Annotated in this window: 30 protein-coding genes; 22 read left to right on the forward strand and 8 right to left on the reverse strand. The window is 68.1% G+C overall.

What is annotated here, in order from left to right:
* From narJ to AC1RCS_RS02160, 10 genes are all read left to right on the forward strand, one after another.
* Window positions 1–702, forward strand: coding sequence for a nitrate reductase molybdenum cofactor assembly chaperone (gene narJ, locus AC1RCS_RS02115; protein ID WP_492245693.1), 702 nt, complete (start codon window positions 1–3; stop codon window positions 700–702).
* Window positions 699–1,433, forward strand: a complete 735-nt coding sequence (gene narI / locus AC1RCS_RS02120; RefSeq protein WP_218297307.1) for a respiratory nitrate reductase subunit gamma — start codon at window positions 699–701, stop codon at window positions 1,431–1,433. Before narJ ends, narI begins: the two co-directional genes overlap by 4 nt.
* 157 nt (window positions 1,434–1,590) lie before the next feature.
* Complete coding sequence (locus AC1RCS_RS02125; RefSeq protein ID WP_255594881.1) at window positions 1,591–2,397, forward strand: peptidylprolyl isomerase; 807 nt, start codon at window positions 1,591–1,593, stop codon at window positions 2,395–2,397.
* A 30-nt stretch (window positions 2,398–2,427) separates the two neighbouring features.
* Window positions 2,428–3,108: a carbonic anhydrase gene (locus AC1RCS_RS02130; protein WP_492245692.1), complete on the forward strand. Its 681-nt coding sequence runs from the start codon at window positions 2,428–2,430 to the stop codon at window positions 3,106–3,108.
* A 96-nt stretch (window positions 3,109–3,204) separates the two neighbouring features.
* Window positions 3,205–5,649, forward strand: a complete 2,445-nt coding sequence (locus AC1RCS_RS02135; RefSeq protein ID WP_492245691.1) for an adenosylcobalamin-dependent ribonucleoside-diphosphate reductase — start codon at window positions 3,205–3,207, stop codon at window positions 5,647–5,649.
* The gene (locus tag AC1RCS_RS02140) at window positions 5,646–6,977 is read left to right on the forward strand and encodes an NnrS family protein (RefSeq protein ID WP_492245690.1); all 1,332 of its coding nucleotides are present in this window, start codon (window positions 5,646–5,648) and stop codon (window positions 6,975–6,977) included. Before AC1RCS_RS02135 ends, AC1RCS_RS02140 begins: the two co-directional genes overlap by 4 nt.
* A gap of 22 nt (window positions 6,978–6,999) precedes the next feature.
* Window positions 7,000–7,695, forward strand: a complete 696-nt coding sequence (locus AC1RCS_RS02145; protein ID WP_492245689.1) for a nitroreductase family protein — start codon at window positions 7,000–7,002, stop codon at window positions 7,693–7,695.
* Window positions 7,696–7,749: 54 nt separating this feature from the next.
* Entirely contained in the window at window positions 7,750–8,163 is a 414-nt protein-coding gene (locus AC1RCS_RS02150; RefSeq protein WP_369641224.1) for a ribonucleotide reductase subunit alpha, read from the forward strand.
* Between the two features lie 7 nt (window positions 8,164–8,170).
* On the forward strand, window positions 8,171–8,728 hold the full coding sequence (locus tag AC1RCS_RS02155) for a hemerythrin domain-containing protein (RefSeq protein WP_492245688.1): 558 nt from the start codon (window positions 8,171–8,173) through the stop codon (window positions 8,726–8,728).
* Between the two features lie 199 nt (window positions 8,729–8,927).
* Entirely contained in the window at window positions 8,928–10,016 is a 1,089-nt protein-coding gene (locus AC1RCS_RS02160) for an AbrB family transcriptional regulator (RefSeq protein ID WP_492245687.1), read from the forward strand.
* A gap of 27 nt (window positions 10,017–10,043) precedes the next feature.
* Here AC1RCS_RS02160 and AC1RCS_RS02165 read toward each other — a convergent pair whose 3' ends face one another.
* Both AC1RCS_RS02165 and AC1RCS_RS02170 read right to left on the reverse strand, forming a co-directional pair.
* The gene (locus AC1RCS_RS02165) at window positions 10,044–10,343 is read right to left on the reverse strand and encodes a BTH_I0359 family protein (RefSeq protein ID WP_492245686.1); all 300 of its coding nucleotides are present in this window, start codon (window positions 10,341–10,343) and stop codon (window positions 10,044–10,046) included.
* Between the two features lie 61 nt (window positions 10,344–10,404).
* The gene (locus AC1RCS_RS02170; RefSeq protein WP_492245685.1) at window positions 10,405–11,106 is read right to left on the reverse strand and encodes an SGNH/GDSL hydrolase family protein; all 702 of its coding nucleotides are present in this window, start codon (window positions 11,104–11,106) and stop codon (window positions 10,405–10,407) included.
* Between AC1RCS_RS02170 and AC1RCS_RS02175 the strand changes: the two genes are divergently transcribed.
* A complete protein-coding gene (locus AC1RCS_RS02175; protein ID WP_492245684.1) occupies window positions 11,105–11,302 on the forward strand; it encodes a hypothetical protein in 198 nt (65 codons plus the stop codon). The two genes, AC1RCS_RS02170 and AC1RCS_RS02175, sit on opposite strands and share 2 nt — an antisense overlap.
* 18 nt (window positions 11,303–11,320) lie before the next feature.
* Here AC1RCS_RS02175 and AC1RCS_RS02180 read toward each other — a convergent pair whose 3' ends face one another.
* Window positions 11,321–12,478: a DUF3108 domain-containing protein gene (locus AC1RCS_RS02180; RefSeq protein ID WP_492245683.1), complete on the reverse strand. Its 1,158-nt coding sequence runs from the start codon at window positions 12,476–12,478 to the stop codon at window positions 11,321–11,323.
* A 27-nt stretch (window positions 12,479–12,505) separates the two neighbouring features.
* Complete coding sequence (locus tag AC1RCS_RS02185; RefSeq protein ID WP_492245682.1) at window positions 12,506–13,288, reverse strand: IclR family transcriptional regulator; 783 nt, start codon at window positions 13,286–13,288, stop codon at window positions 12,506–12,508.
* Between the two features lie 103 nt (window positions 13,289–13,391).
* On the opposite strand from AC1RCS_RS02185, the gene AC1RCS_RS02190 reads away from it, so the two are divergent.
* Window positions 13,392–14,399, forward strand: coding sequence for a fumarylacetoacetate hydrolase family protein (locus AC1RCS_RS02190; protein ID WP_218297294.1), 1,008 nt, complete (start codon window positions 13,392–13,394; stop codon window positions 14,397–14,399).
* 206 nt (window positions 14,400–14,605) lie between these two features.
* Window positions 14,606–15,583 (forward strand): Bug family tripartite tricarboxylate transporter substrate binding protein, encoded by a 978-nt coding sequence (locus AC1RCS_RS02195; protein WP_492245681.1) that lies wholly within the window; start codon window positions 14,606–14,608, stop codon window positions 15,581–15,583.
* Window positions 15,584–15,703: 120 nt separating this feature from the next.
* Here AC1RCS_RS02195 and AC1RCS_RS02200 read toward each other — a convergent pair whose 3' ends face one another.
* The 3 genes from AC1RCS_RS02200 to AC1RCS_RS02210 form a co-directional block, all read right to left on the reverse strand.
* The gene (locus tag AC1RCS_RS02200) at window positions 15,704–16,117 is read right to left on the reverse strand and encodes a VOC family protein (protein ID WP_492245680.1); all 414 of its coding nucleotides are present in this window, start codon (window positions 16,115–16,117) and stop codon (window positions 15,704–15,706) included.
* Between the two features lie 129 nt (window positions 16,118–16,246).
* A complete protein-coding gene (locus tag AC1RCS_RS02205) occupies window positions 16,247–17,266 on the reverse strand; it encodes a zinc-binding alcohol dehydrogenase family protein (protein ID WP_492245679.1) in 1,020 nt (339 codons plus the stop codon).
* A 64-nt stretch (window positions 17,267–17,330) separates the two neighbouring features.
* A complete protein-coding gene (locus AC1RCS_RS02210) occupies window positions 17,331–18,446 on the reverse strand; it encodes an alkene reductase (RefSeq protein ID WP_492245678.1) in 1,116 nt (371 codons plus the stop codon).
* 137 nt (window positions 18,447–18,583) lie between these two features.
* Here AC1RCS_RS02210 and AC1RCS_RS02215 point away from each other — a divergent pair, with 137 nt between their 5' ends.
* The 6 genes from AC1RCS_RS02215 to AC1RCS_RS02240 all read left to right on the forward strand — a co-directional run bounded on the left by AC1RCS_RS02215 (window position 18,584) and on the right by AC1RCS_RS02240 (window position 23,689).
* Window positions 18,584–19,543 carry a LysR family transcriptional regulator gene (locus tag AC1RCS_RS02215; RefSeq protein WP_255591693.1) on the forward strand — a complete coding sequence of 320 codons (960 nt, stop codon included), beginning with the start codon at window positions 18,584–18,586 and terminating at the stop codon, window positions 19,541–19,543.
* A 136-nt stretch (window positions 19,544–19,679) separates the two neighbouring features.
* The gene (locus AC1RCS_RS02220; RefSeq protein ID WP_218297289.1) at window positions 19,680–20,021 is read left to right on the forward strand and encodes a hypothetical protein; all 342 of its coding nucleotides are present in this window, start codon (window positions 19,680–19,682) and stop codon (window positions 20,019–20,021) included.
* Between the two features lie 3 nt (window positions 20,022–20,024).
* The gene (locus tag AC1RCS_RS02225) at window positions 20,025–20,372 is read left to right on the forward strand and encodes a hypothetical protein (RefSeq protein ID WP_492245677.1); all 348 of its coding nucleotides are present in this window, start codon (window positions 20,025–20,027) and stop codon (window positions 20,370–20,372) included.
* Between the two features lie 121 nt (window positions 20,373–20,493).
* Window positions 20,494–21,657, forward strand: coding sequence for an iron-containing alcohol dehydrogenase (locus AC1RCS_RS02230; RefSeq protein ID WP_492245676.1), 1,164 nt, complete (start codon window positions 20,494–20,496; stop codon window positions 21,655–21,657).
* Window positions 21,658–21,758: 101 nt separating this feature from the next.
* Complete coding sequence (locus tag AC1RCS_RS02235; RefSeq protein ID WP_492245675.1) at window positions 21,759–22,439, forward strand: type 1 glutamine amidotransferase domain-containing protein; 681 nt, start codon at window positions 21,759–21,761, stop codon at window positions 22,437–22,439.
* Window positions 22,440–22,624: 185 nt separating this feature from the next.
* On the forward strand, window positions 22,625–23,689 hold the full coding sequence (locus AC1RCS_RS02240; protein WP_492245674.1) for an alpha/beta hydrolase family protein: 1,065 nt from the start codon (window positions 22,625–22,627) through the stop codon (window positions 23,687–23,689).
* 92 nt (window positions 23,690–23,781) lie between these two features.
* Here AC1RCS_RS02240 and AC1RCS_RS02245 read toward each other — a convergent pair whose 3' ends face one another.
* Complete coding sequence (locus tag AC1RCS_RS02245; RefSeq protein WP_056422664.1) at window positions 23,782–24,684, reverse strand: LysR family transcriptional regulator; 903 nt, start codon at window positions 24,682–24,684, stop codon at window positions 23,782–23,784.
* Window positions 24,685–24,728: 44 nt separating this feature from the next.
* On the opposite strand from AC1RCS_RS02245, the gene AC1RCS_RS02250 reads away from it, so the two are divergent.
* From AC1RCS_RS02250 to AC1RCS_RS02260, 3 genes are all read left to right on the forward strand, one after another.
* Window positions 24,729–24,857, forward strand: coding sequence for a hypothetical protein (locus tag AC1RCS_RS02250; RefSeq protein WP_492245673.1), 129 nt, complete (start codon window positions 24,729–24,731; stop codon window positions 24,855–24,857).
* 12 nt (window positions 24,858–24,869) lie between these two features.
* Window positions 24,870–25,598 (forward strand): pirin family protein, encoded by a 729-nt coding sequence (locus AC1RCS_RS02255; RefSeq protein WP_492245672.1) that lies wholly within the window; start codon window positions 24,870–24,872, stop codon window positions 25,596–25,598.
* Window positions 25,599–25,733: 135 nt separating this feature from the next.
* On the forward strand, window positions 25,734–26,435 hold the full coding sequence (locus tag AC1RCS_RS02260) for a hydrolase (protein ID WP_492245671.1): 702 nt from the start codon (window positions 25,734–25,736) through the stop codon (window positions 26,433–26,435).
* Window positions 26,436–26,479 lie beyond the last annotated feature (44 nt).

Genomic DNA, 26,479 nt, shown 5'->3' on the forward strand with positions numbered 1-26,479 from the left:
ATGTTCAAGAAGAACCCGACCTCCGTGCGCCTGACCCTGCGCGCCCTGGGCTACCTGCTGAGCTACCCCGATGCGCAACTGCGCAGCGTGATGCCGCAGCTCATCGACGCGCTGCAGGTGGAGCAGGCGCTGACCCCCGAGCGCATGGCCGAACTCGAAGCCGTGTGCCAGCACCTTGCGGCAATCGACCCGCTGGAAGCCGAAGCCCGCTACGTGGACAACTTCGACCGGGGCCGCCAGACCTCGCTGCACCTGTTCGAGCATGTGCACGGCGACTCGCGCGACCGGGGTCCGGCGCTCATCGACCTGCTGCAGACCTACGACAAGGCGGGCCTGAAGTTCGAAGCCGAAGAGCTGCCCGATCACCTGCCGGTGGTGCTGGAGTTCGCCTCCACCCAGCCGGTGGAAGTGGCCAGGGAGTTCCTGGGCGAAATGGCCCACATCCTGAACGCGCTGTTCAGCGCGCTGGTGGCGCGCAACAGCCCCTATGCCAGCGTGATTGCTGCGGTGCTCGAAGTGTCGGGCCAGCGCGTGCAGTCGGTGGCGCTCACGCCCGAGCCGCCCATGGACGAGGCCTGGGCCGAGCCCGAAGCGTTTGGCGGTTGCAGCACCCAGGGCCAGTCCAAGCCCGACCAGCCGCAGCCTCTGCATTTTGTTCGTACCCCCCGCGCCGAGCGGGCACCAGAAGGAGTCTCCGTATGACCGCCTGGCTTGACACCCTGTTGTTTGGCATCTATCCCTATATTTGCCTCGCTGTCTTTTTCATCGGCAGCTGGGCGCGGTTCGACCGCGACCAGTACACCTGGAAAAGCGATTCCTCCCAGCTGCTGCGCACCGGCAGCCTGCGCTGGGGCAGCAATCTGTTCCATGTGGGTGTGTTGTTCCTGTTCTTTGGCCATACCGTGGGCATGCTCACGCCGCACTTCTTGTATGAGCACTTCATCGGCGCAGGCGCCAAGCAGCTCATGGCCATGGTGTCGGGGGGCATTGCAGGCCTGATGGGTTTCGTGGGCCTGTCCCTCCTGCTGCACCGCCGCCTGTCGGATGCGCGCATCCGCGCCACCTCCAAGACCAGCGACATCCTGATCCTGGTGCTGCTGTGGGTGCAACTGGCGCTGGGCCTGGCCACCATTCCGCTGTCGGCACAACATCTGGACGGCTCCATGATGATGCGCCTGGCTGAGTGGGGGCAACGCATCGTCACTTTCCGCAGTGGCGCGGTCGATCTGCTGGCCGGTGCGGGTTGGATCTTCAAGACGCACATGTTCTTGGGCATGAGTATCTTCCTGATCTTCCCCTTCACCCGCCTGGTGCATGTGTGGAGCGGCTTTGGCACGCTGGCCTATGTGCTGCGCCCCTATCAGGTAGTGCGTGCGCGCCGCCTGAATCTGCCACCCGGCCACATGCAGTCGCAAGACCGCCGTGGCGCTTGATTTCGCATCACAAAAGGAGCACACCATGAGCGGATGTGGAACCGGTAGCTGCGGTTGCGGCACCAGCGCAACCAGCCAGAGCGCCCCCCAAAGCATGCTCTCCCCGGAGCAGACGGCCGCCTACGAGGCGCTCTCCGCCACGGTAGGAGCGACTGCCATGGCAGACTCGCCCGCCATGGCAACCCCTCAGTCCATGGGGCAGGCCCCGGTGGCGCGCATCAACGGCGTGGCATTGAATTCAACGGCCGAGTGGCTGGATGAGGAGGCCCTGCGCCAGCGTGCCTGCACCGAGCTGCTGCGACAGGCGGCCCAGCAAGGCGGCCTGCTGGCGCAGGACGACGTGCCGGGTGTCGAAGGCGCCATCAGCACCGAGGCCTCGAATGCCATCGAGCAGCTGCTGGAGCGCGAGCTGCCCATCCCCGACCCGTCGGAAGAGGCCTGCCGCCGCTACCACGACGCCCACCCTGCGGCACACGCCCATGGCGAGCGGGCCCAGCTGCGCCACGTGCTGTTCGCCGTGACGCCGGGTGTGGACGTGAAGCAGCTGCGCCTGCGTGCCGAGGCCATGTTGATCGACCTGCGCTGCGCGGACGATGGGGGCGCGAAGTTTGCCGAGGCGGCTGCGCAGTGGTCCAACTGCCCCAGCGGCCAGCAAGGCGGCGACCTGGGCTGGCTGACCCGCGCCGACTGCGCCCCAGAGTTCGCCCGCGAGGTGTTTGGCAGCGCCGAGATCGGTGTGCTCGCACGCCTTGTGCACAGCCGGTTTGGCCTGCATGTGGTGGAGGTGGTGGCCCGCGACCCGGGGCAGCAGCCGTCGTTCGAGGAAGTGCGCCGGGCCATCGCCCTCACGTTGCGCCAGCAGGCCTGGGTGAACGCCCTTCGCCAGTACCTGCAGGTGCTGGCGGGCGCGGCCGTGGTGGACGGCGTGTCGCTGGACGCGGCCGACTCGCCGCTTGTACAGTAGTTGCACCGCACGCCACCCGATTGCCTGCCCATGCCCGACGAGCTGCTTGATCGCCTGCGCCGTTTCCACAACGACGCCTTTCCCCAGTACCGCGAGCAGTTCCAGGCGCTGGTGGACGAAGGGCAGCACCCGACCACCCTGTTCATCGGCTGCTCCGACTCGCGCCTGGTGCCCTACCTGCTCACGGGCGCGGGCCCGGGGGAGCTTTTCCTGGTGCGCAACGTGGGTGCCTTCATCCCGCCGTATGACGGATCTCATGGCCACCATGGCACCACGGCGGCCATCGAGTTCGCGGTGCTCAACCTGCAGGTGCGCCGCATCGTGGTGTGCGGCCACAGTCACTGTGGGGCTATCAAGGCGATGTATGGTGAGGTTTCGCCCGAAGCGCCCAACCTGAGCCGCTGGCTGGACCTGGGGCGCGAGGCCCTGCTGCCGATGCAGGCTGGCCCCGAGGTGCTGCGCCGCACCGAGCAGCGCGCGGTGGTGCTGCAGCTCGAACGCCTCATGGAGTACCCCATGGTGCGCAGCCGCGTGCAGTCGGGCCAGATCAGCCTGCACGGCTGGCACTATGTGATCGAGGAAGGAGAAGTCCATGTGTTTGATGTCAAGACGGGCGGTTTTGTGCCGGCCTCGCGGGCGGACAACAGCGGAACCGGTCCTTACCATCCGTACGTGGAGCATGATGGGCAGGTTCTTCTGGACGAGCTTTGACCTTGTCGGGCATGCTCGTGGCAGATCCGCGAGGAATGAGTCCCTCTTGATGGAACGCAAGACCTCACTGGCGTGAAACCCAAATCATCGGCCCCCATGAAACGCGAACCCCAGCCCCCCCTCAAGCCCACCTCGTCCCTGCAGCCCATCAGCCTGGATGTGCTGCGCGAGAAATACCTCAAACCCGGGGAAACCACCGCCGACGAGCTGTACCAGCGCGTGGCGCGGGCCCTGGCCTCGGTCGAAAAACCAGAACTCCGCGAAAAGTACGAAACCCTGTTCCTGGCCAACCTGAAGGCGGGCGCCATCGGGGCGGGCCGCATCATGAGCGCGGCGGGCACCGACATCCAGGCGACGCTCATCAACTGCTTCGTGCAGCCCGTGGGCGATTGCATCCAGGGTGTGGACGACGAGGGTTTCCCGGGCATCTACGAGGCGCTGCGCGAGGCAGCGGAAACCATGCGCCGGGGCGGAGGCGTGGGCTACGACTTCTCGCGCATCCGGCCCAAGGGCGCGCAGGTCAAGGGCACCGCGTCCATGGCCTCGGGGCCGTGCAGCTACATGAACGTGTTCGACCAGTCGTGCTCCACCGTGGAGAGCGCGGGCGCGCGCCGGGGCGCGCAGATGGGCGTTCTGCGCATCGACCATCCCGATGTGCACGAATTCATCACGGCCAAGCGCACGCCGGGGCGCTGGAACAACTTCAATGTGTCGGTGGGGGTGTCCGACGAGTTCATCCATGCCGTGCAGAACAGCGCGCCGTGGGAGCTGGTGCACAAGGCACGCCCCGGCACTGCCCTGCTGGCCCAGGGAGCCCGCCAGCGCGCCGATGGCCAGTGGGTCTACGCCACGGTGCCCGCGCGCGAGCTGTGGGACACGATCATGAAGTCGGCCTATGACTTCGCCGAGCCCGGCATCCTGTTCCTGGGCCGCATCAACGAAGACAACAACCTGCACTATTGCGAAGACATCGCGGCCACCAACCCCTGTGGCGAGCAGCCGCTGCCGTCGTACGGGTGCTGCGACCTCGGCCCCATCATCCTGACCCGCTTTGTGCGCCATCCTTTCGGTTTTGGGGGCGTGGCCGCGTTTGATTTCGATGCGTTCACGAAGGCCGTGGCGCTGCAGGTGCGCGCGCTGGACAACGTGCTCGATGTGACCTACTGGCCGCTGCCGCAGCAGCGCGACGAGGCCATGGACAAGCGGCGCATCGGCGTGGGCTTCACCGGCATGGGCAACACGCTGGCCATGCTGTGCCTGCGCTACGACCTGCCCGAGGGCCGCACCATGGCCGCGCGCATCGCCGAGTGCATGCGCGATGCCGCCTATGCCGCCTCGGTGGACCTGGCGCGCGAGAAAGGGGTGTTCCCCAAGTTCCAGGCCGAGCCCTACCTGTCGGAGGGCACGTTCGCCAGCCGCCTGCCCGATTCGCTCAAGGCCGCCATCCGCCAGCACGGCATCCGCAACAGCCACCTGCTGTCCATCGCCCCCACGGGCACCGTGAGCCTGGCCTTCGCAGACAACGCCTCCAACGGCATCGAGCCTCCTTTCTCGTGGATGTACAAGCGCAAGAAGCGCGAGTCCGACGGCAGCACCTCGGAGTACGCTGTCGAGGACCACGCCTGGCGGCTGTACCGCGAGCTGGGCGGCGATGTGGAGGCCTTGCCGGACTATTTCGTCTCGGCCCTCGCCATGCCCGCCGAAGGCCACATCGCCATGATGGAAGCGGTGCAGCCCTTTGTGGACACGGCCATTTCAAAGACGGTGAACATCCCCGCCGACTATCCCTACGAAGGTTTCAAGGACCTGTACCTGCAGGCCTGGCGCGCCAGGCTCAAGGGCCTGGCCACCTACCGGCCCAATGCCATCCTGGGATCGGTGCTGGAAACCCATGCAGCGCCTGAACCCGCAGCCGTTGCAGCATCTGTAGTACCCCCCGCACCTCCGGTGGACCCCATGCGTACCGTGATTGAAAGCCGCCCCCAAGGCGGCCTCTCGGCGGTGGCCGAAAAGCTCGAATACTGGACGCAGGAAGGCCACAAGACGCTGTACCTCATCGTGTCGTTCCTGCCCGTGCCCACGGGGGTTGGCAACGGTACGGTGGACCGCGCCATCGAGTTCTTCATGCCCGTGGGCCAGAGCGGTGAATCGCAGCAGTGGATCACCTCCAGCATGCGCATGCTGTCGCTGGCGGCGCGCGGCGGCTTCCTGGAGCGGGCGCTGTCCGACATGCGCAAGGTGGCCTGGGACCGGGGCCCGGTGCGCCTGGGGCAGCACCGCAAGGACGATGGCACCCTGGTGCCCATGTGGCACGACTCCGAAGTGGCGGCCATGGCCTATGCCATCCAGAACATCCTGGCGCGCCGCGTGGCCGACCCCGTGCAGCAGCAGCTGCCCCTGGACGAACCCGCGCCGCCGCCGGTGGCCGTGCCGCAGGCCATGGCGGGCAAGAAGTGCAGCGAATGCGGCGCCCACGCCGTGATCCGCAAGGACGGCTGCGACTACTGCACGCAGTGTGGACACCTGGGGACCTGTGGGTGACCTCCCGGCCGGTCATTCCCGTGCGCCCCGCGGCGGGAAAACCGTCGCCTGAGGTGCTGGCCGCGCTGGACACGCGGTGGCGCTGGCGCTACCTCATGCTGGCACCGCACCGGCTGGGTTTCTTCCTGGCCATGGTGGTGCTGGTGGCGTCGGGGGGATGGTGGGCGCTGGTGCAGGTGGCCAGGTCCACCGGCTGGTGGGGCCTTTACTATGCGCTGTCCCCCACGCTCGTGCATTCGGTCGTGATGGCATTCGGCTTCATCCCGCTGTTCTTTGCGGGTTTCCTGTTCACGGCCGGCCCCAAATGGCTCGGGGTGGCGCCCCTGCCGGCGCAGGCGCTGCGCGCACCCCTGGTGGCGCAGGCCGCAGGCTGGCTGCTGTGGCTGGCGGGCGCGCATTGGCGCATTGGCGCGGCCCTCGCGGGGCTGGCGCTGGCGGCCGTTGGCCTGGTGTGGATGTCGGCGCTGTTCTGGGGCCGTGTGCGCCAGAGCCAGGCGCAGGACCAATTGCATGCGCGTGTCGTCGCGGGCGCCTGCGCGCTGGGCTGCCTCAGCCTCGCGGGCCTGTGGCTGAGCCTTGCCGTGGGAACACATGCGCTCGCCCGCGCCTGGGTGTTCACCGGCCTGTGGGGGTTTGTCGTCGTGGTCTACGTCACGGTGGCGCACCGCATGATCCCCTTCTTCACCTCCAGCGCCATGCCCATGGTGCAGGCGTGGCGGCCCTTCTGGGTGCTGTGGCTCATGCTCGCCGCCGCGCTGCTGCAGGTGCTCGCCGCCTGGCTGGAGTGGGCCGGGCTGCCCGCCACCCGGGCGGGGCCCGCCTGGATGCTGGTGCATGGCACGCTGCAGCTGGTGGTGGGGGGCGTGCTGGTCTGGCTGGCCTGCGTGTGGGGCCTGGTGCAAAGCCTCAGGAACCGGCTGCTGGCGATGCTGCACATCGGATTTCTGTGGCTGGGGCTGGCTTTCGTGCTCGGAGGCCTGTCGCAGTGGCTGGCCTGGGGCTTTGGCCTGGGAACGCTGGGCCTGGGCGCGCTGCACGCGCTGACCATGGGCTGCCTGGCGTCGCTGATGCTGGCCATGGTGACGCGGGTGTCGTGCGGGCACAGTGGCCGGGCGCTGGTCGCCGACCGCATCGCGTGGTCGCTGTTCTGGCTGCTGCAGGCGGCCACGGTGCTGCGCATCGCGTCGGCGGTGCCGGGTGTTTTCGGTATCGCGTGGGCCTGGCTGCTGCCGCTGGCAGCGTGCCTGTGGGCCGTCACCATGGGCGTGTGGGGCGTCCGGCTGGGCCGGTGGTATGGCCGGGTGCGGGCCGATGGCCGTCCGGGCTGAAGCACCTTTTCAAGGATATTCCATGGCTGTCATTCCCTGGCCTTTGAACCACACGCCCCGACCCGCGCCCCCTGTGGCGCATGGCGCTGCACGCGCGGCCGCCGCGCCGGAGGATGTCGCCGCCATGGCCGCGGCGCTGATCCAGTCGCGCCAGACCATCCTGCCCAAGCGGCTGGCCGCCCCGGGGCCGAGTGCCCTGGAACTGGCGCAGATCCTCAACGCCGCGTCCCACGCACCGGACCACGGCCAGCTGGTGCCGTGGCGCTTCGTGCTGGTGCCCGAGGCAGCGCGCCCGGCGCTGGCCGATGTGTTTGCCCAGGCCCTGCGCGAGCGCGATCCCGCAGCCACGCTGGCGCAGGCCGAGCAGGCGCGCGAGAAGGCCTACCGGGCACCGGTGCTGATGCTGGTGGTGGTGAACGGGCAATGCGGCGACCCCGGCATCGACCTGTCCGAGCGCCTGGTTTCCGCGGGATGCGCGGTGCAGAACATGCTGCTCATGGCCACAGCGCAGGGGTATGGGTCGGCGCTCACGAGCGGCAAGGCCCTCACGTCGGGCGGGCTGCGGGGGCTGTTCCAGCTGGCTGCCTGGGAGCAGGCGCTGTGTTTTGTCAGCATCGGGACCGTGCAGTCGCGCAAGGCCGCGCGTGCCCGGCCCGCGGCGGACAGCTATGTGAGCACGCTCGACGCACAGCAGGGCGTGGTGCTGCCCGGCTTCTGAAGCGGGGCGCGCCCGGCGATTCCTTTCCTTTCATTTCATTTCATAGAAACCTTCATGGACATTTCCAGTTTTGACGACCTGCTGCAGGCTGCGCGCCTGCAGCCCGAGCCCCAGCGCCTCCTGTTCGTGTTTGCCGCGGTGGAGCTGCCGGACGACGCCAGCCCGGCCCAGCGTGCCCGCTTCGAAGCGGGGCAGGGCGGAGCCCTGGTGCCGCTGATGTGCGTGGACAAGGCGCCCCAGGAGCTGCTTTCGTTCAGTGCGCTGGTGGAAGAGGCCAGCCAGTTCAGCGCCCCGGGCCATGACTGGGCCATGGTGTTCGCAGCAGCCCTGTCGGGCACGCTGGACAAGGCACCCACCAGTGCGGATGCCCAGGCGCCCTTGCAACGCATGGTCGATGCGATCAAGGGCGGGTCCCATGGGGCGTATATACCCTTCGACCGGCAGGGACAGCCCGTCCGGTTCGGTTGAGGCGCAGATGGCCTCGCCCGCCCCATCCGCCCGCCATATCCCCGGTTTCAGCGCGCCGGCCGTCGGGTTCGAGCAACCCTTCGCCATGCTGGAGGCCTGCCATGAGCGCGTGCAGCGTTCGCTGGCCTTGCTGGGCCGCCTGCGCGCCCATGTGCGCCTGCAGGGTGCCGACGAGAGCGCCCGCCAGGCGGCGCGCGACGTGCTGCGGTATTTCGACATCGCCGCACCGCTGCACCATGAAGACGAGGAACTCCACGTCTTCCCGCTGCTGCTCGCCCAGGCCGCGCCTGGGGTCCAGGCGCTGGTGCGCAGCCTGCAGGACGACCATGTCCGCATGGTGGCGGACTGGGCTGCAGCACGGGTTGCGCTGCAGGCGCTGGCAGAGTCCGGCAGCCTGGCCTTCGACGCGGAGGCAGAGGCTGCGTTCGATCGATTTGCCGGCCGGTATGGGGCGCACATAGAGGCTGAAGAGCGCATCGCCTACCCGGCCGCGACCGCCTTTCTGGCGGATGAGGCGCTGGATGCGATGGGGCGCGAGATGGCCGCCCGGCGGGGAGCTCGATGATTTGCTGCTTGGTGTGAAGAGGCGCCTGCTGCGATTCTGAGCCGGGGCAAGGTACCGGAGCGCTGGTGAATCCACTGCGCGTTCACATCAGGAGCCCCAGCCTTCGGCGATGCCTGCCATTCCATGCGGGCAAGGCTGTTGCACCAGCGGCGCGGGGCCTGGGCGCGATACTGCGGCGTTGCCCGCGCTTTTTTCCTGCATGCCTCTCCGTCTGAGTTTTGTTTTTCGTGCCCTGGCCACCGTGTTGCTGGCCTGGGCCGCCGCCGCAGTCTGCGCAGCCCTTCACACCCCGCTGCCCTGGATGATCGGCCCGCTGCTGGCCACTTCGGTGGTGTCCATCGCTGGCGGGCCCACGGAAAGCTGGGGGCCCTTGCGCAATGCGGGGCAGTGGACCATTGGCGCCGCCTTGGGCCTGTACTTCACGCCCCAGGTCGTGGGACTGATTGGCGGGCTCTGGTGGGCCATCGCGCTGGGCATCGTGTGGGCGCTGTTCCTGGGCTGGCTGTTCGGCGCCTGGCTGTACCGGGTGCATGCGCCGCGCATGCACGGGGTGCCTGCGCCGATGCTGCGGGCCACGAGCTACTTCTCGGGGGCCATCGGTGCGGCATCCGAAATGACCCTGCTGTCCGAACGCGAGAACGCCCGCACCGACCTCGTGGCGGCCAGCCACAGCCTGCGGTTGCTGATCGTCACGGTCACGATCCCTTTCGCGCTGCAATGGAGCGGACTGCATGGCCTGGACATCCTGCCGCCCACGGCCCGGGTGGTGAGCGCACCCGGTCTGGCGCTGATGGCGCTGCTGACGGGGGCCGGGGCCCTGCTGATGGACAGGCTGGGCCGGGCGAACCCGTGGTTCATGGGCGCGATGCTGGTGTCCATGGGGCTCACCATGGCAGGCATCACCCTGTCCGCCGTGCCCCAGGCGATGGTGAATGCGGCGCAACTGGTCATCGGCGTGAGCCTGGGGGTCCGCTTTCGTGCGGATTTTCTGCACACGGCGCCGCGCTGGCTCGTGTCGGTGGCGGTGGGCACCCTGGTGCTCATGGGGGTGTGCGCGTTGTTCGCGGCCTCGCTGGCCAGGGCGACAGGTCTGCCCTGGGTCACCCTGCTGCTGGGGACCTCGCCCGGAGGCATCACCGAGATGGCCATCACCGCCAAGGTGCTGCAGCTGGGCGTGCCGGTGGTCACGGCGTTCCAGGTGTGCCGGCTGATCGCGGTGTTGATGCTGGTCGATCCGCTGTACCGGCGGATCTACCCTTCCGAAGTGGCCGGCGGTACCTGGCGCTGATCTCCGGCCGACCGCACTCTTCTCGCTTCAATGCACGACCACGGGGTTCTGCGCCAGCCCCGCATAGCGGTCCAGCGCGTCTTCCACTTCTTCCTGCGTGGGGGTGTCGCGCTGCCAGGCCAGGATCTGCTCCTGGAACATCTCGGCCCAGGAGCCGTCCAGGTACACCTCTTTGCCCGAACGCTTGTCCACGATTTCAAAGCCGTGGCGCGCGAGCTGGGGAACGGCGGGGGCGGTGTCATTGAGCGCCTGGGTGCTCTTTTTCTCCCCGGCGTCGGGCAGCATGTGGACCACCACGAAGGATTCAGAGTCGTAGAGCATGTGCATCGTGTTCCCCTTGTCGATTTACAACAGGTAAGACTAAGAAAAAGGCCACGAAGGGCCTAGATTAGAACTGAACTCCACAAATCCAGCTCAGGACATATCTCAAATTTTCCGTTACACCGTTAGAGCTATCTTGGTTTAAATGCGTTCCATCCGTCCACGCAACTGGGACTTGATCCCAGCTTGCATAGTGCACGCCATAATCAATAGCTACTTGCTTTACAATAAAACGGATGGTATTTAGTCGGTTGATTGTATCGGCTGGGGTTATCTGGGAGTCTACATGAATGATACCAGTGATAACCGGAATTTTTCCAAGTGCACGAATATGCTGCACCATAGACACGTAATCTAGATAAACCTGATAGGGGTTATTTGTAGGGAAGTCATTAATCCCGGTTTCAATAACCACAATTCGGCTGTCATGTGACATTTCATTAAATGCACTCTGTGCCCCGTTAGGGTAGAATGCAGGCAAAGCTCCAGGGAATGGAGTAGCATAACCGCGTACTAAATCATACGTGTTCAAACCCACCGCAGTTCGATCAATAATTTGATTAAACCCCTTTGATTGCAGCCATTGCTTAGGGGTAGTGCCGAGTTTCCATCCGGGCACGCCAGCATGGTAGCCAAAAAGGATAGAGTCCCCGTTAAGCTCTACAGTGCAATTCTGGAGTCCTTGCGGGTAGTTCTTTTCCTGCGAAAAGACAAGGGCTGGCTGCAGTGCAGCGAACAAAGCAAAGATAAAAGCGAATGAAGTTTTCATGCTGTTCCTCCTGTTGGTTAGTGAATCGATGACTGAATATAGATGCCAGATGACAGCGGGTGCGCAGAGTTCAAGTGGCACAGGCAAAGCCCGTGGCTTTTGTCCCCTTGCCGATGCAGTATTTCATGAAAACCCGGTGCTTCCGGTTTCGCGGGTCTATTTTGGTGGGATGGCGCTCCTGCGCAACACTTTTTAACAAGACCCCTCCAGACCATCAAGGCGGGCCGCTGCGGCTCAATTGCAGGTCGGCGAAGTCGCCGTTGGCTTGGGTGAGCTTGATGCGTACCGGCAGATAACCCAGTGCGGGGGCCACCCACAGTTCGGCCTTCTGGTCGTAGTCCTTGCGGGGCAGGCGCTGCAGCTTGAGGGTGGGCGTGGCGCCGGTGGGCAGGTCCAGTGTTTCTGCACCTTCGATGGTGAAGGTCCAGCGGTCGGCGCTGCGCGCGCTCACGGTGGTGAGCGTGATCTGTGTGCCGGTCACAAACCGGGCGGGATCGGCGGCGAGCAGGGCGCCGAGTTGGATGAACACACTCAACCGGTCCTGCACCCCCGGGCCCACGGTGGCGTCCGGCGTGTTGGCGCTGAAGGTCACCCGGCCCTTGGCATGGTCGAAATGCGCAGCCTGCTCGCTGCGGGATTTGTCGGAAAACTTCTCGGGCAGCAGGCCCTGGGCCGTGATGGCGCCCACGCTGCGCTGTGTGCGGCTGCCCACCAGGAAGGCGCTGACCTCCTGGCGTGCTTCGTAGCGGCTGCCGTCGTGCTGCCAGAGCAGCTCGGCGCGGGCGTTGTACGCGAACTTCTTGGCCTGCCCGCTCACGTCGAACGCCAGCCGCGTGGGGGCCGGAATGCGCACGGGCGGCGGCGGGGCACCCGCGCTGCGCGCTGTGCCGGAGCCCGGGGGCGCGATGTCGATTCCGGCGGTGGTGGTGGTGGTTTCTTCCGCAGGCGGTGCCGAAGCCGCTGGTGCCGGTGCCTCGGCCTGGGGGGCTGATGCCGGGGTGGCCGCGTCTGGCGTGGCAACGTCGGCGGCTGGCGCGGCGGTGGTGGCGTTTGCGCTGGCCTCTGCACCCGCCACCTGCACGGAGGCCCCGGGCGCCGCAACCGGCGGATCTGCCGCGGCCGGGGAGGGGACGGGCGGCGCAGGTTTCCTGCGCACCACGGGCTTGGCCGCAGGCGGCGTTGGCGTGGGCGCGGCCACTGGAGCCGCGGTGGGGACGGGCGCGGGCGGCGGGGCTGCCACGCTGCGCGTGCTGAAGACGCGGCCCGCCGCTGGCTGCTGGGGGCTGTCCCACGCCAGGGGCACCCCTGTCAGCACCAGCCAGTGCAGGGCCAGTACCAGGGCGGTGATGAGAACCAGGGCGCGCCGTGGCATCTACAGCGATGCGTGCAGGAGGGGGCGTCAGGCGCTGCCGGCGCCCAGGTCGCTCGACAGCTGGGCGGCGGCCGCGCGCAGCGGAACGTCGATGGCGCCGTCCCATTCCGGGTCGAAGGTGGCGATGGAGCCCAGCGTGGTGATGCCCAGCTCCAGGTGGCCGTCCGCGTCGAACACCGGTGCGCAGAACGCCACGATGCCGGGCAGAAGGGTGTCCACCACGCGGGCCGCGCCGCGCGTGCGCACCTCCGCCAGCAGTGCGTTCACCTCGGCCATGGTGGAGGGCAGGTCGGTGCGGCGCATCTTCACGGCGCGGGCCAGCTCCTCCTTGAGCAGCGGCGCCACCACATCAGGCGCCATGTGCGCCGCAAAACAGCGGCCGGTGGCGGACGAGAGCAGTGGCATCACGTCACCCAGGCGCAGGTTGGCAGTGACAGCCTGGGGCGACTCTTCCCAGTGCACGATGGTGGGGCCGTGGTTGCCCCACACGGCCAGCGCCAGCGTGTGACCGATGGCTTCCATGAGCTCCGGCATGCGCTCGCGCGCCAGGCGCACGGCATCGAGCCGGGCCAGCGAGGCCAGCCCCAGCTTGAGGGCGGCGGGGCCCAGGTCGTAGCGGGCGTTGCGCGGGTCTTGTGTGACCAGGCCCAGGCGCTGAAAGCTCACCAGATACCGGTGCGCCTTGGCCGCGCTCATGCCGGCCGAGGCCGCCACATCCTTGAGCATCAGCGGTCCGCGCGAGCGTGTCAGCCCCTCCAGCAGGGCAAAACCCACCTCGACCGATTGAATTCCTGCACGTTCTTTGTCCATGTGCACTAAAATTTGCGAGTTTTGTTTAGTTAAATCAATTTACCCAAGCGTAATTCGTGCTGGGTGAAGACTTTCAACCCCTTGAGACAAAGGTCCTGCCACCATGAAACTCGCTACCTACAAAGACGGCTCGCGCGACGGCCAACTGGTTGTCGTCTCCCGCGACCTGGGCACAGCCCATTATGCGACCGGCATCGCCAGCAAGCTCCAGCAGGTGCTGGATGACTGGGGCTTCCTGTCGCCCCAGCTGCAGGACCTGTACGACCAGCTCAACAGCGGCCGCGCGCGCCACGCCTTCCCCTTCGACCCCGCCCAGTGCATGGCCCCGCTGCCCCGCGCCTACCAGTGGGCGGACGGTTCGGCCTACATCAACCACGTCGAACTGGTGCGAAAAGCGCGCAACTCCGAGGTGCCAGAAAGCTTCTACACCGACCCGCTGATGTACCAGGGCGGCAGCGACGACTTCATCGGCCCCTGCGATGAGGTGGTGGTGCCCAGCGAGGCCATGGGCATCGACTTCGAGGCCGAGATCGCCGTGGTGACCGGCGACGTGAAGATGGGCGCCACCGCCGACCAGGCGCTGGACGGCATCCGCCTGGTGATGATCGCCAACGACGTGAGCCTGCGCAACCTGATCCCGGCCGAGCTGGCCAAGGGTTTTGGTTTCTTCCAGAGCAAGCCCGCCACCGCGTTCGGCCCCGTGGCCGTGACGCTGGACGAGCTGGGCGACGCCTGGGACCACGGCCGCGTGAACCTCACGGTGCAGTCCACCTGGAACGGCCGCAAGGTCGGCATGTGCGATGCGGGCCCCGAGATGACCTTCCACTTCGGCCAGCTGATCGCCCACGTGGCCAAGACGCGCAACCTGCGCGCCGGCTCCATCATCGGCAGCGGCACCGTGAGCAACAAGGGCGTGACCGACGCCAGCGGCCGCACCGAATGGCCCAAGGGCTACAGTTGCATCGCCGAAAAGCGCTGCATCGAGACCATCCAGGACGGCAAACCCAGCACCGAGTTCATGAAGTTCGGCGACACCATCCGCATCGAGGTCAAGGGCAAGGACGGCGCCAGCATCTTCGGCGCGATCGACCAGACCATTGCAGCCCCCTGAGTCGCCTTCGGCGCCTTCCCCCTCAGGGGGACGCCACCAGTGGCCTGGCGGAGCCAGTTCCACGGTGGCACTGGCCTGAGGATGTGCCCGTTTCATGCGCCGTGCGCTGAACGTGTGGCATAGAGATTTTTAAGCCAAAATGGCCTCTAGCGCCTGATATATAAGCGCAAGCAGCTATCAATTGAATAGTAAAAGGAGACAGCCCCATGCACCGCAGAACCCTCTTGACCGCCCTGGCCGCCGCAGGCGCCACCTCCGCCGCCGCCTGGGCCGCCGCCCAGTCCGCGTGGCCCGACCAGCCCTTGCGCTGGGTGGTGCCGTACCCGGCCGGCGGCGGCACCGACGTGCTGGCGCGCACCGTGGCCGAGGCCATGCGCCAGACCCTGGGCCAGCAGATCATCGTGGACAACCGTCCCGGCGCGTCCACCAACATCGGCGCGCAGCTGGTGGCCACGGCCAAGCCCGACGGCAACACCTTCATGTCGGCCGACAACGCCGTGCTGGCCTACAACGAGCACCTGTTCACCAAGCTGCCGTTCAATCCCGAGAAGGACTTCACCTACGTGGGCGGCATCAGCCGCTTTCCGCTGGCGCTGGTGGTGCACCCGGCGTTCGAAGCGAAGACGTTGAAGGAATTCCTGGCCTACGCGCGCGCCAACCCCGGCAAGCTCAACTACGCATCGCCCGGCAACGGCTCGCCGCACCACCTGGCGATGGAGATGTTCAAGAACCGCACCAAGACCTTCCTCACGCACATCCCCTACCGGGGCGCGGCGCCCGCGCTGCAGGACGTGATGGGCGGGCAGGTGCCCTGCATGTTCCTGGACCTGGCCGCCGGCCTGCCCGTGATCGCCTCGGGCAAGGTGCGCGCGCTGGCCATCGGCTCGGCCAAGCGCGTGGCCGCATTGCCCGACGTGCCCACGCTGGCCGAAGCCGGTGTGCCCAACACCGAGGTGTTCGCGTTCCAGGGCATCCTGGCGCCCGCCGGACTGCCTGCGGCCATCACCGCGCGCCTGAACGGCGACCTGAACAAGGCCCTGCTGAACCCCGCCGTGGTCAAGCGCATGAACGACTTCGGCATGGAAGCCCTGCCCGGCACGCCCGAGCAGTTCCGCGCCATGGCGCGCTCCGAGTCCAAGCGCTGGGGCGAGATCATCAAGGCGGCGGGCGTGAAACTCGACTGACCCCCCTGAGCGGCTGCGCCGCTTCCCCCCAGGGGGACGCACCCGGTGGCCTGGCAAAGCCAGTTCCACGGGTGCACTCGCTTGGCGACGCGCCCTCTGCGGAGGGTGCAGCGGTGTTTCTTACTCCGGCAGGTGGCACACCGCCTCGATGTTGTTGCCCTCGGGGTCGATGACAAACGCGCCGTAGTAGTGGGGGTGGTAGTCGGGCCGCAGGCCGGGGGCTCCGTTGTCTTGGCCCCCGGCTTCGATGGCGGCGCGGTAGAAGGCATCGACCTGGGCCCGCGTGGCGGCCCGCCACGCCAGGTGGCAGCCCTTGGTGGCAGGCGGGCCGCCGTAGGGCGAGGGGCCGTCGATGAACCACACATCGGCCTTCTTGCCGTCGGGCTCGGACGGAGCCGGGTAGGCATAGCCCAGCATGTTCGAACCGTAGTTGCCTTCAAAACACAGGCTGTAGCCCAAAGGCGTGAGGACTGCGGTGTAGAACGCCTTGGTGCGGGCGATGTCGGTGACGCGGAAGGTCATGTGGTCCAGCATGGGAGGTCTCCTCGGGTTGTGGTGCCCTGTTTTATACCTGAAATACTGTTTGTAAATACAGTGTTTTTCAACCCGGCACACAATCTGCCGCGCGGGTGGTGCTGCGCCCCCTGCGTGGCCCGCAGTTCTTCAGGCCCATCCCTCCAGCACCAGCTTGCCCCGCGCCTTGCCGCTCTCGATGAGCGCATGCGCGCGCTTCAGATTCTCGGCATTGATGGTGCCAAACCGTTGGTCCAGCGTGGTGCGGATCAGCCCCGTATCCACCAGCTGCGCCACCTCGGTCAGCAGCCGATGCTGGCCGATCATGTCGGCGGTGCCGAAGAGCGCGCGGGTGAACATCAGCTCCCAGTGCACCGACACCGACTTGCGCTTGAACTTCGTCACGTCGAGCGACACCGGATCGTCGATCAGCGCGAACTGGCCCTGCGGCGCGATGGCCTCGACGATCTGGTCGAAGTGCGCGTCGGTCTGCGTGAGGCTCACGATGATGTCCACCGAGGGGTGGCCGATGCGGGCCAGCTCCTGCGTCAGGGGCTTGCTGTGGTCGATCACGTGGTGGGCACCCAGGTCGCGCACCCATTGCTGCGTTTCGGGGCGCGATGCGGTGCCGATGATCGTGAGGCTGGTGAGCCGCGCCGCCAGCTGCGTGAGGATGGAGCCCACGCCCCCGCTCGCGCCGATGATGAGCAATGTCTTGTTGGTGGGCTGCTTGCCGGGCACCACGCCCAGGCGGTCGAACAGCAGCTCCCACGCGGTGATGGTGGTCAACGGCAGCGCGGCGGCTTCGGCAAAGTCCAGCGATTGGGGGGCGTGGCCCACGATGCGCTCGTCCACCAGGTGCAGTTCGCTGTTGGTGCCAGGGCGTGCGATGGAGCCCGCGTACCAGACGCGGTCGCCGGGCGCGAAGAGCGTCACGTCGGGCCCCACGGCGCGCACGATGCCGCTGGCGTCCCAGCCCAGCACCTTGTACGCCTGGCCCTCGGCGGGGCCGCTGCCCTTGCGCACCTTGGTGTCCACGGGGTTCACGGAAACGGCATGCACTTCCACGAGCAGATCGCGGCCGGTGGCCACGGGGTCGGGTTGGGTGATGTCGAGCAGCGATGCGGGGTGGTCGATGGCGCGGGGGGCCTGGTAGCCAATGGCTTTCATGGTGGTGTGTCCTTGCAGAAAAGTGAGGTGGAAAAAGAGCGGTCCATGCGGTGGCGGCCAGGCGTCACGCCGCGGCCGCGTGTGCGCGGTAGTCGGAATATCCCTGGGCCGCGCCGCCGAACAGCGTGCCCGGGTCGTAGCCGGCCAGGGGCAGCCCGGCCGCATAGCGCGCGGGCAGGTCGGGGTTGGCGATGAACGGCCGGCCAAAGGCCACCAGGTCGGCCATGCCCGAATCCAGGATCTGCTGCGCGCGCTCGGGCGTGTACTTGCCCGCCACGATCACGCGGCCGCCATAGGCCGCGCGCAGGGCCTGGCGGAAATCGGCGGGAATGGAGGGGGCATCGCCCCAGTCGGCTTCGGCCAGGTGCAGGTAGGCCAGGCCCAGGGTGTCCAGCTCGCGTGCCAGGTGCAGGATGGTGGGGATGATGTCCGGGCAGTCCATGCCGCGCTGCGTGATGAACGGCGCCAGGCGCATGCCGGTGCGCTCGGCCCCGGCCTCGCTGGCCACGGCGGCGGCCACCTCGCGGGCGAAGCGGGTGCGGTGGGCCACCGGGCCGCCATAGGCATCGCTGCGGTGGTTGGAAGTGGTGCGCAGGAACTGGTCGATGAGGTAGCCGTTGGCGCCGTGGATCTCCACGCCGTCGAACCCAGCACGCATGGCGTTGGCGGCGGCGCGGCGGAAGTCGTCCACCACGCCGGCGATTTCGCTCGCTTGCAGCGCGCGCGGCACCGGGCAGTCGAGCATGTGGCCCACGCCGTCGCCGTCCGCCACCCACACCCGGGCCTCGGGGGCAATGGCCGAGGGCGCCACGGGCAGGCCGTCGGCGTGGAAACTGGCGTGCGACATGCGGCCCACGTGCCACAGCTGCAGCACCATGCGGCCGCCGGCGGCATGCACCGCGTCGGTCACCCGGCGCCAGCCCTGCACCTGCGCGTCGCTGTGGATGCCGGGCGTGAAGCTGTAGCCCTGGCCCTGGGGCGAGACCTGGCTCGCCTCGCTCACGATGAGCCCGGCGCTGGCGCGCTGGGCGTAGTAGTCGGCCATGAGCGCGTTGGGCACGCCGCCCGGCTGGCTGCTGCGGGCGCGGGTCATGGGGGCCATCACCATGCGGTTGGGCAAGGTGAGCGGGCCGAGTTGCAAGGGGCGCGCGAGAGCGGGCGCGGTGGCGGTGGAGGTCATGGCGTTGTGCCTTGGCAAGCGGTGTGGAACATGGCCGTGATGGTGATCCTGTTGTCTTTTGTTTTAAATAGGATGGTGGTTGAATCAATATTCAAAGAAATTTTGAAAATACAGCCCTAAAACTCCCCACACCACCCATGAAAAGCCTGCAGGACCTCGACATCTTCGTGCGCACCGTGGACAGCGGCAGCCTGTCGGCCACCGCGCGGGCGCTGGACCTCACGCCGGCGGCGGCCAGTGCGGCCCTCAAGCGGCTGGAGGCCGAGCTGGGCGTGGCGCTCTTCGTGCGCTCCACGCGCAGCCTGCGGCTCACGCAGGAGGGCGAGCTGTTCCTGGAGCACTGCCGCCCCGCGCTGGCCGCGCTGCAGCAGGTGCGGGGCCAGTTGCAAGGCGGCCAGGCCCGCGGATTTCGCGGTACGCTCCTGCTCGCCGCCCCCTCCGACCTGGGGCGCAACGTGCTGCTGCCGTGGCTGGATGCCTTCCAGGCCGAGCACCCGGGCATCGACATCCGCCTGCAGCTGTCGGACCGCATGGCCAATGTCTACAGCGAGCCGGTGGACGCGGCCTTTCGCTACGGCAAGCCGCAGGATTCGAGCCTGGTGGCACTGCCGCTCGCGGCCGACCACCGGCGCGTGCTGTGCGCCGCGCCCGCCTATCTGCAGGCCCGCGGGGCGCCCGCCACGCCGCATGCGCTGGCCGGCCATGACGCCCTGTGTTTCATGCTCGGCGAGGACGTGCACGACCGCTGGCGCTTCTGGGATGCGGCGGGCCAGGAGGTGCTGGTGCGCGTGCGCAGCCGCAATGTGTCCAACGACGGCGACGCCGTGCGCCGCTGGGCCGTGCGGGGCCGGGGCATCGCCTACAAGTCGTACTTCGATGTGGCGGACGACCTTGCCGCCGGGCGCCTGGTGCCGCTGTGCCCGGGCTGGACCACCGAGGCCGTGCCTCTGTTCCTCGTGGCGCCCAGCCGCCGCCAGCTCACGCCGCTGGTGCGCGCGCTGCGCGACTTCATGGCGCAGCGGCTGCAGGTGTTGGCGGGCGCGGAGTCCGGTCGCCAGGGCGAAACCAGGGGTGGGGCGGCAGGGGCGCCGGATTGATCGGGGCCTCCCGGGGACCGCAGCACCTGAGGGGCGGCGCCAGCGTGGCCGTGGCCGTTGCCGCTACAGTCGGTCCACGCAGGACGCGCCACCGCGGCGCGCACGTTCCGCGCCCCACCAGGAGTTTCTTTCTTCCATGCCCGTACCCGCCCCGCCCGAATGGGCCGATGCCTTGCGCCGCGCCCTGCCACTGGCTGCCCTGCGGCCCGGCGACGTGGGTTACTTCCTGGTCAGCCCCGGTGGGCGCTATGTGGCGTGCACGACCCACGCCCTGCATTCGGTGCTGATCGACACGGCGCAGCGGCGCTACGCCGTGCTGGCCGACTGGAGCGTGCGGGGGCTTGACGATGCCGCGGTCGAGCTGGAGTCGGACGAGACCCGCCGGCAGGCGTTTGCGGTCTATGCCGACCTGTGGCAACCCGCCTTCACCGACCCGGCCTTGCCCTGGCAGGCAGCACGAGAAGAGGCCGAGGGCTGATCGATGGCCACCACCACCACTACATCTTCGGCGGCGGCGCGCTTGCCAGTGCCGGTCTGGGCGGGGCTTGGTGTGCTCGCCGTGGGCCTTGGCGTGTCGCTGGCCTTGCTCACCGGCTTCGGGCAGGCCATGGCATGCGGTACGTTCGGGCTCGATTGCATCGCCGCGGCCTTTGGCACGGTGCTGTGCACCCTGTGTGCCGCGCTGGTCCTGCTGCTGCGGGGCCTGGGCACCCTGCGCCGCAGCGGGGGATTCTCCGTGGCCAAGGTGCTGACGGTGGGCATCGCCGGCATCGTGGCGCTGGCGATGGTGTTGCTGCTCGGGTTTGCGGCGCTGGTGGTGCTGCGGTAGGCGGGGCAGGGAGGGGCATGGCGCGCTGGCGGGCCGGTGTGCCTGCCCGCCGTGTTGCGCAGGCGACGCTCGCCCCGGCCCAGGGCACGACACAATGCCCGCACCCCGCCCAAGGATTGCCATGCTGAATTTCGACTTCCACAACCCCACCCGCATCGCGTTCGGCCAGGGCCGCATCGCCGACCTGGACAAGCTCGTGCCCGCCGCCGCCAAGGTGCTCATCCTCGTGGGCGGCGCCAGTGCCGAGAAGACCGGCACGCTGGCCGAGGTGCGCACGGCGCTCGCCAGCCGCCAGCACGCCACCTTCAGCGGCATCGAGCCCAATCCCAGCTATGAAACCTCGATGAAGGCCGTGGCGCAGATCCGCGAAGGCGGGTTTGACTTCCTGCTCGCCGTGGGCGGCGGCTCGGTGATCGATGCGGTCAAGTTCATCGCAGCGGCCGTGAAGTTCGAGGGCGGCGATCCCTGGGCCATTCTGGAAAAGCACGGCCGCAACGTCACCGCCGCGCTGCCCTTCGGCGCCGTGCTCACGCTGCCCGCCACGGGCTCCGAGATGAACAACGGCGGCGTGATCACCCACCGCGCCAAGGGCGCGAAGCTGGCCTTTGGCAGCGTGCACACCTATCCCGTGTTCTCGGTGCTCGACCCCACCAAGACCTACACCCTGCCGCCCCAGCAGCTGGCCAACGGCGTGGTCGATGCCTTCGTGCACACGGTGGAGCAGTACCTCACCTACCCGGTCAACGCGCCCGTGCAGGACCGTTTTGCCGAAGGCATCCTGCAGACGCTGATCGAGATCGGCCCGCGCCTCTTGACCGCCCCCGAGCCCGTGTACGACGACCGCGCCAACCTCATGTGGGCGGCCACCATGGCGCTCAACGGCCTGATCGGCGCGGGTGTGCCGCAGGACTGGGCCACGCACATGATCGGCCACGAGCTCACCGCGCTGCACGGCATCGACCACGCGCGCACGCTGGCCATCGTGCTGCCCGCGCTGCTGCACGAGCGCCGTGGCCCCAAGCGCGCCAAGCTGCTGCAGTACGGCGAGCGCGTGTGGGGCATCACCACCGGCACCGACGACGAACGCATCACCGCCGCCATCGAGCGAACGCGCGCTTTCTTCGAGGCCATGGGCATCGCCACGCGCCTGTCGGGCTACGGCCTGGGCGCCGACACCGTGGGCGCCGTGGTGGCGCAGCTGGAGGCGCACGGCATGGTCACGCTGGGCGAGCAGCGCGAGATCACGCCCGCCGTGAGCCGGCGGATTCTCGAAGCGGCGCTGTAAGCCAACGCCGCGAACTGCGCCGGGTGGGGGCGCGGCGGTGGGGATTGCGGGTAGGGTGGGAGACTCGATATTTTCAACCGCACCCAGGAAAGAGACGCCTAATGCCCCGCATCCTCATGGTTCTCACGTCGCACGACCAACTGGGCGACACGGGCAAGAAGACTGGCTTCTGGCTCGAAGAATTCGCCGCCCCGTACTACGTGTTCCAGGACGCGGGCGCCTCGGTCACCCTCGCGTCCCCCCGGGGTGGCCAGCCGCCGCTGGACCCCAAGAGCGACGCGCCCGATGCGCAGACCGATGCCACGCGCCGGTTCAAGGACGACGCAGCGGCCCAGGCGCAACTGGCCAGCACCTTGAAGCTGTCCGAGCTGGATGCCGCCCAGTTCGATGCGGTGTTCTACCCCGGCGGCCACGGCCCGCTGTGGGACCTGGCACAGGACGCGCGCTCCATCGCCCTCATCGAATCCACGCTGGCCGCCGGCAAACCCCTGGCGGCCGTGTGCCATGCCCCCGGCGTGCTGCGCGATGCCAAGGCGCCCGACAGCACGCCCCTGGTGCGCGGCAAGAACGTCACGGGTTTTACCAACAGCGAGGAAGCCGCCGCCGGCCTGACGCATGTGGTGCCCTTCCTGGTGGAAGACATGCTCATGGCCCACGGCGGGCTGTACACCAAGCAGGCCGACTGGAAGCCGCACGTGGTCACCGACGGGCTGCTGATCACTGGGCAGAACCCCGCGTCGTCCGAGCCTGCGGCGCAGGCCCTGCTGCAGGCGCTAGCGTGATGCTGCGGCCCTGACCGGGACGCCAGCTGCACGGCCTGCGCCTTTCGCCCACCGTTTCGCGCCGCCCACGGGCATTTCGTCGCATGCCTCTCCCCGTGCAGGGGGGCCGCGCCTACAGTGCCGCCATGCCGCCACCACACTTCCGCACGGTGGCGGCTTCTGGCAGACCCGACGAAAGGCGCACTGTGACCATCCTCCTCCTCCTCCTGGCCCTGCGCTTTGCCGCGCGGCATATCCGCCCCTTCATGGCCGCCGCCTTCGTGGCGCTGACCATGCTGTCCGGCGCCGCATCGGCCCAGCACGCCGGCCTGCGCACCCTCGTCGTGCCAGGCGACGAGCCGATCAACGTCGCGCTGTTCTACCCCACCGTGCGCAGCGCGGGCGTGGTGCAGCTGGGCCCCTGGCGCCCGTTGGTCGGCCTGGGCGCGCCCGTGTCGGCCGAGCCGCTCCAGGGGCTGATCCTGGTGTCGCACGGCACGGGCGGCAATGAACTCGCGCACCACAACCTGGCCACGCGCCTGGCGGCGGAGGGCTACCTCGTGGCCGCCGTGCGCCACCCGGGCGACAACTGGCAGGACCGCTCCATGATCACCTCGGGCCGCTACTTCGGCGAGCGCCCGCGCCAGGTCAGCCGCGTGCTCGACGCGCTGCTGGCCAGCCCCGAGTGGGGCCCCCGCATTCCGGCCGGCCGCATCGGCGCACTGGGCCACTCGGCCGGCGGCTACACCGTGCTGGCCCTGGCCGGCGCCCAGGCCGAGCCCGCCCGCGCCGCCCAGCACTGCCGCAGCGTGCAGGACGACCCCGGCTTCTGCGGCCTGGCCCAGGGCCCTAAGGCGCCGCAGCCGGCCGCTGCCAACACGGCCACGCCCGCCAACGTGGTGCCGGACGGCGCCCTGGTCTCCGTGCCCGACCCGCGCATCCGCGCCATCGTCGCCCTGGCGCCCATGGCCGTGGTGTTTACCCCCGAGAGCCTCAAAGCCGTGACCGTGCCGGTGCTGCTGCGCGTGGCCGAGCAGGATGCCGTGCTGACGGGCAAGTACCACGGCGGGCTGGTGGCCGCCAATCTGCCCACCGCGCAGGCGGACACCGTGCCGGGTGCCGGCCACTTCGCCTTCATGGCCCAGCCCAGCCAGAGCCTGCCGTCCGACGCGGGCGACGCCGCCGCCAACCCGGCGGGCTTCGACCGCGTGGCCTACCACGCGGTGCTGGAGGCGCAGGTGGTGCAGTTCTTCGCGCAGCAGTGGCGCTGAGTCTGAATTTTTTAGATAAAAAAGCTGCCTACCGCTTTTCTGGCAAGCGCAAGCAGCTATCAAAAGTGTAGTGCCGGCTTCCGCCGGGCCCGCTAGTACGGCAGGATTCCGGGCAGCAGCGGCCGGGCCAGCCGCTCGCACCACCACTTGAGCGCCTCGCCGCGGTGCTCGGGCTTCCAGGCCAGCCAGAAGGTCTCATCGGCCCGGGGCTCCTCCACCGGCACCTCCACCAGGATGCCGTTTTCCAGCTCCACCCGCACGCAGGCGCGCGGCACGAAGCCGTGGCCCAGCCCGGCGGCCTGGCAGGCGATCTTGGCCTGCATCGATGGCACGGTGATGCGCCGCTGGCCCGACAGCAGGCCCACCGTGCGGTCCGACAGCGTGCGCGCCCCGTCGCCCACCACCACGGCCGTGTGCTCCAGCAGGTCGCTGCGCGTGAGCGGCCGGCCCAGGCGCGCCAGCGGGTGCGACGCGGTCACGCAGAACACGAAGTCCAGGCTGCCCACCGCCACGGCCTTGTAGCCGCCGCCGGCGGGGCCTTCGCCCGCCGCCACGATGATGTCGGCGCGCCCATCGCGCAGCGCCTCCCAGGTGCCCGTCAGCGCCTCGCAGCCGATGCGCAGGCGCGTGCCGCAGTCCAGCCCCTCAAAGGCCGCGATGTCGTCGTTGAACGCGCTGGTGGGTATCAGCGAGTCGTGCACCAGCCGCAGCTCGGACTCGAACCCGGTGGCGATCTGCCGCAGGCGCGATTCGAGCTGCCGCGCCGAGGCCAGCAGCCAGCGGCCCTCCTTGAGCAGCTCGTGCCCCGCGGGCGTGAGCGCCACGCGCGGCCCGTTGCGGGTGAACAGGGCCAAGCCCAGTTGCTCCTCGAGCTTGCCCACGGCGTAGGAGATGGTGGACGGCACCTTGTGCAGCCGCTCCGAGGCGCCCGCGAACGAGCCGTAGCGGGCAATCGCATCCACCAGTTCGATGGCTTCGAGGGAGAGTTTGAGCATGGCAAAAGGCCCGGAATTTCAATCATCGAAATTATCGATGATGAATGGCAAAACCTTTCAACCTGATGCTTGCGCATGCGCCGGATACTTCATCCATCGCAGCACTGAGCGCCAATGAAATCCAGTGGATTTCAGACCCGCCACTCAGTGTGAAATTCATCGACAGACATTGAAAGGAAGACACCATGCTCGACATCCGCAAAGCCCAACACCGCGGCAACGCCAACCACGGCTGGCTCCATTCGCGCCACACCTTCTCGTTCGGCCACTACCACGACGCCCACCAGCAAGGCTTTTCCGACCTGCTGGTCATCAACGACGACCGCGTGGCCCCGGGTAAGGGCTTCGGCACCCACCCGCACCGCGACATGGAAATCTTCTCGTACGTGCTGGAAGGCGCGCTGGAGCACAAGGACTCCATGGGCACCGGCTCGGTCATCCGCCCCGGCGACGTGCAGATGATGAGTGCCGGCACCGGCGTGCGCCACAGCGAGTTCAACCACTCGGGCGAAGAGCCCGTGCACTTCCTGCAGATCTGGATCGTGCCCGGTGCCCGCGGCGCCGCACCCCGCTACCAGCAGGTGCACTTCAGCGAGGCCGACAAGCGCGGTCGCCTGCGCCAGATCATCTCGCCCGAAGGGGCCGACGGATCGCTGGCCGTGCACCAGGACGCCCGGGTCTATGCCGGCTTGTTCGACGGCAGCGAAGAGTCGGCCGATCTGGACGTGGGCCCGGGCCGCAACGTGTATGTGCACGTGGCCCGCGGCAGCCTGGAGGTGAACGGCGAGCGGCTGTCCGAAGGCGACGGCGCCCGCATCCGCGACGCCGGGGCCCTGCGCTTTGCCCACGGCGAAGGCGCCGAGGTGCTGGTGTTCGACCTGCGGCCCAACGAGCTGCCCACGATGCCGCACTGAGCGGATGGGGCACCGCTGAGGAGCGGGGTGGGCGATGTCGCCCATCCCTTGCGCCCCGGCTCGCCGCATTGCCTTGACTCGCTTTTTTGTCTGTTCTTCTCGACGCACTTCATCTTCAATTCCAGGGAGCTCACCATGACCCACGCCAACACGACAACGACCACGACTGCCAGCGCCAACGCCGCCCGCCCCGTCGCCTACGCCAAGCCCGGCGCCACGCTGCTGAACGCCGGCGACCACACCCTGGTCATGATCGACTTCCAGTCGCAGATGGCCTTTGCCACGCATTCCATCGACGCGATCACGCTGCGCTCCAACGCCGGCCTGGTGGCCAGCGCGGCCGCCGGGTTTGGCGTGGACACCATCCTCACCACCGTGGCCGAGAAGAGCTTCAGCGGCCCCATGTTCGAGGAAGTGACCGCACCGTTCCCCGGCCAGGCGCTGCTGGACCGCACCTCCATGAACACCTGGGAAGACGAGGCCGTGATCGCCCGGGTCAACGCCATCGGCAAGCCCCGCATCGTGCTGGCCGGCCTGTGGACCAGCGTGTGCATCGTCGGCCCGGCGTTGTCGGCCTTGGACCAGGGCTTCGAGGTGTATGTGATCGCCGACGCCAGCGGCGACATCTCGGCCGAAGCCCACAACCGCGCCATGGATCGCATGGTGCAGGCCGGCGCGCGGCCCATCACGGCCCTGCAGTACCTGCTGGAGCTGCAGCGCGACTGGGCGCGGGGCGAGACGTACGAGATGACGACGGGCATCGCCAAGAAGTTCGGCGGCGGCTACGGCCTGGGCATCACCTACGCCAAGACCATGTTCAACGCCCAAGAATCCTAAAAAAAGGGTGCATTGGCCTACTGCGCGACCCGATCCCGCACCTG

The organism is Acidovorax sp. GW823-FHT01C06 (assembly GCF_058798375.1).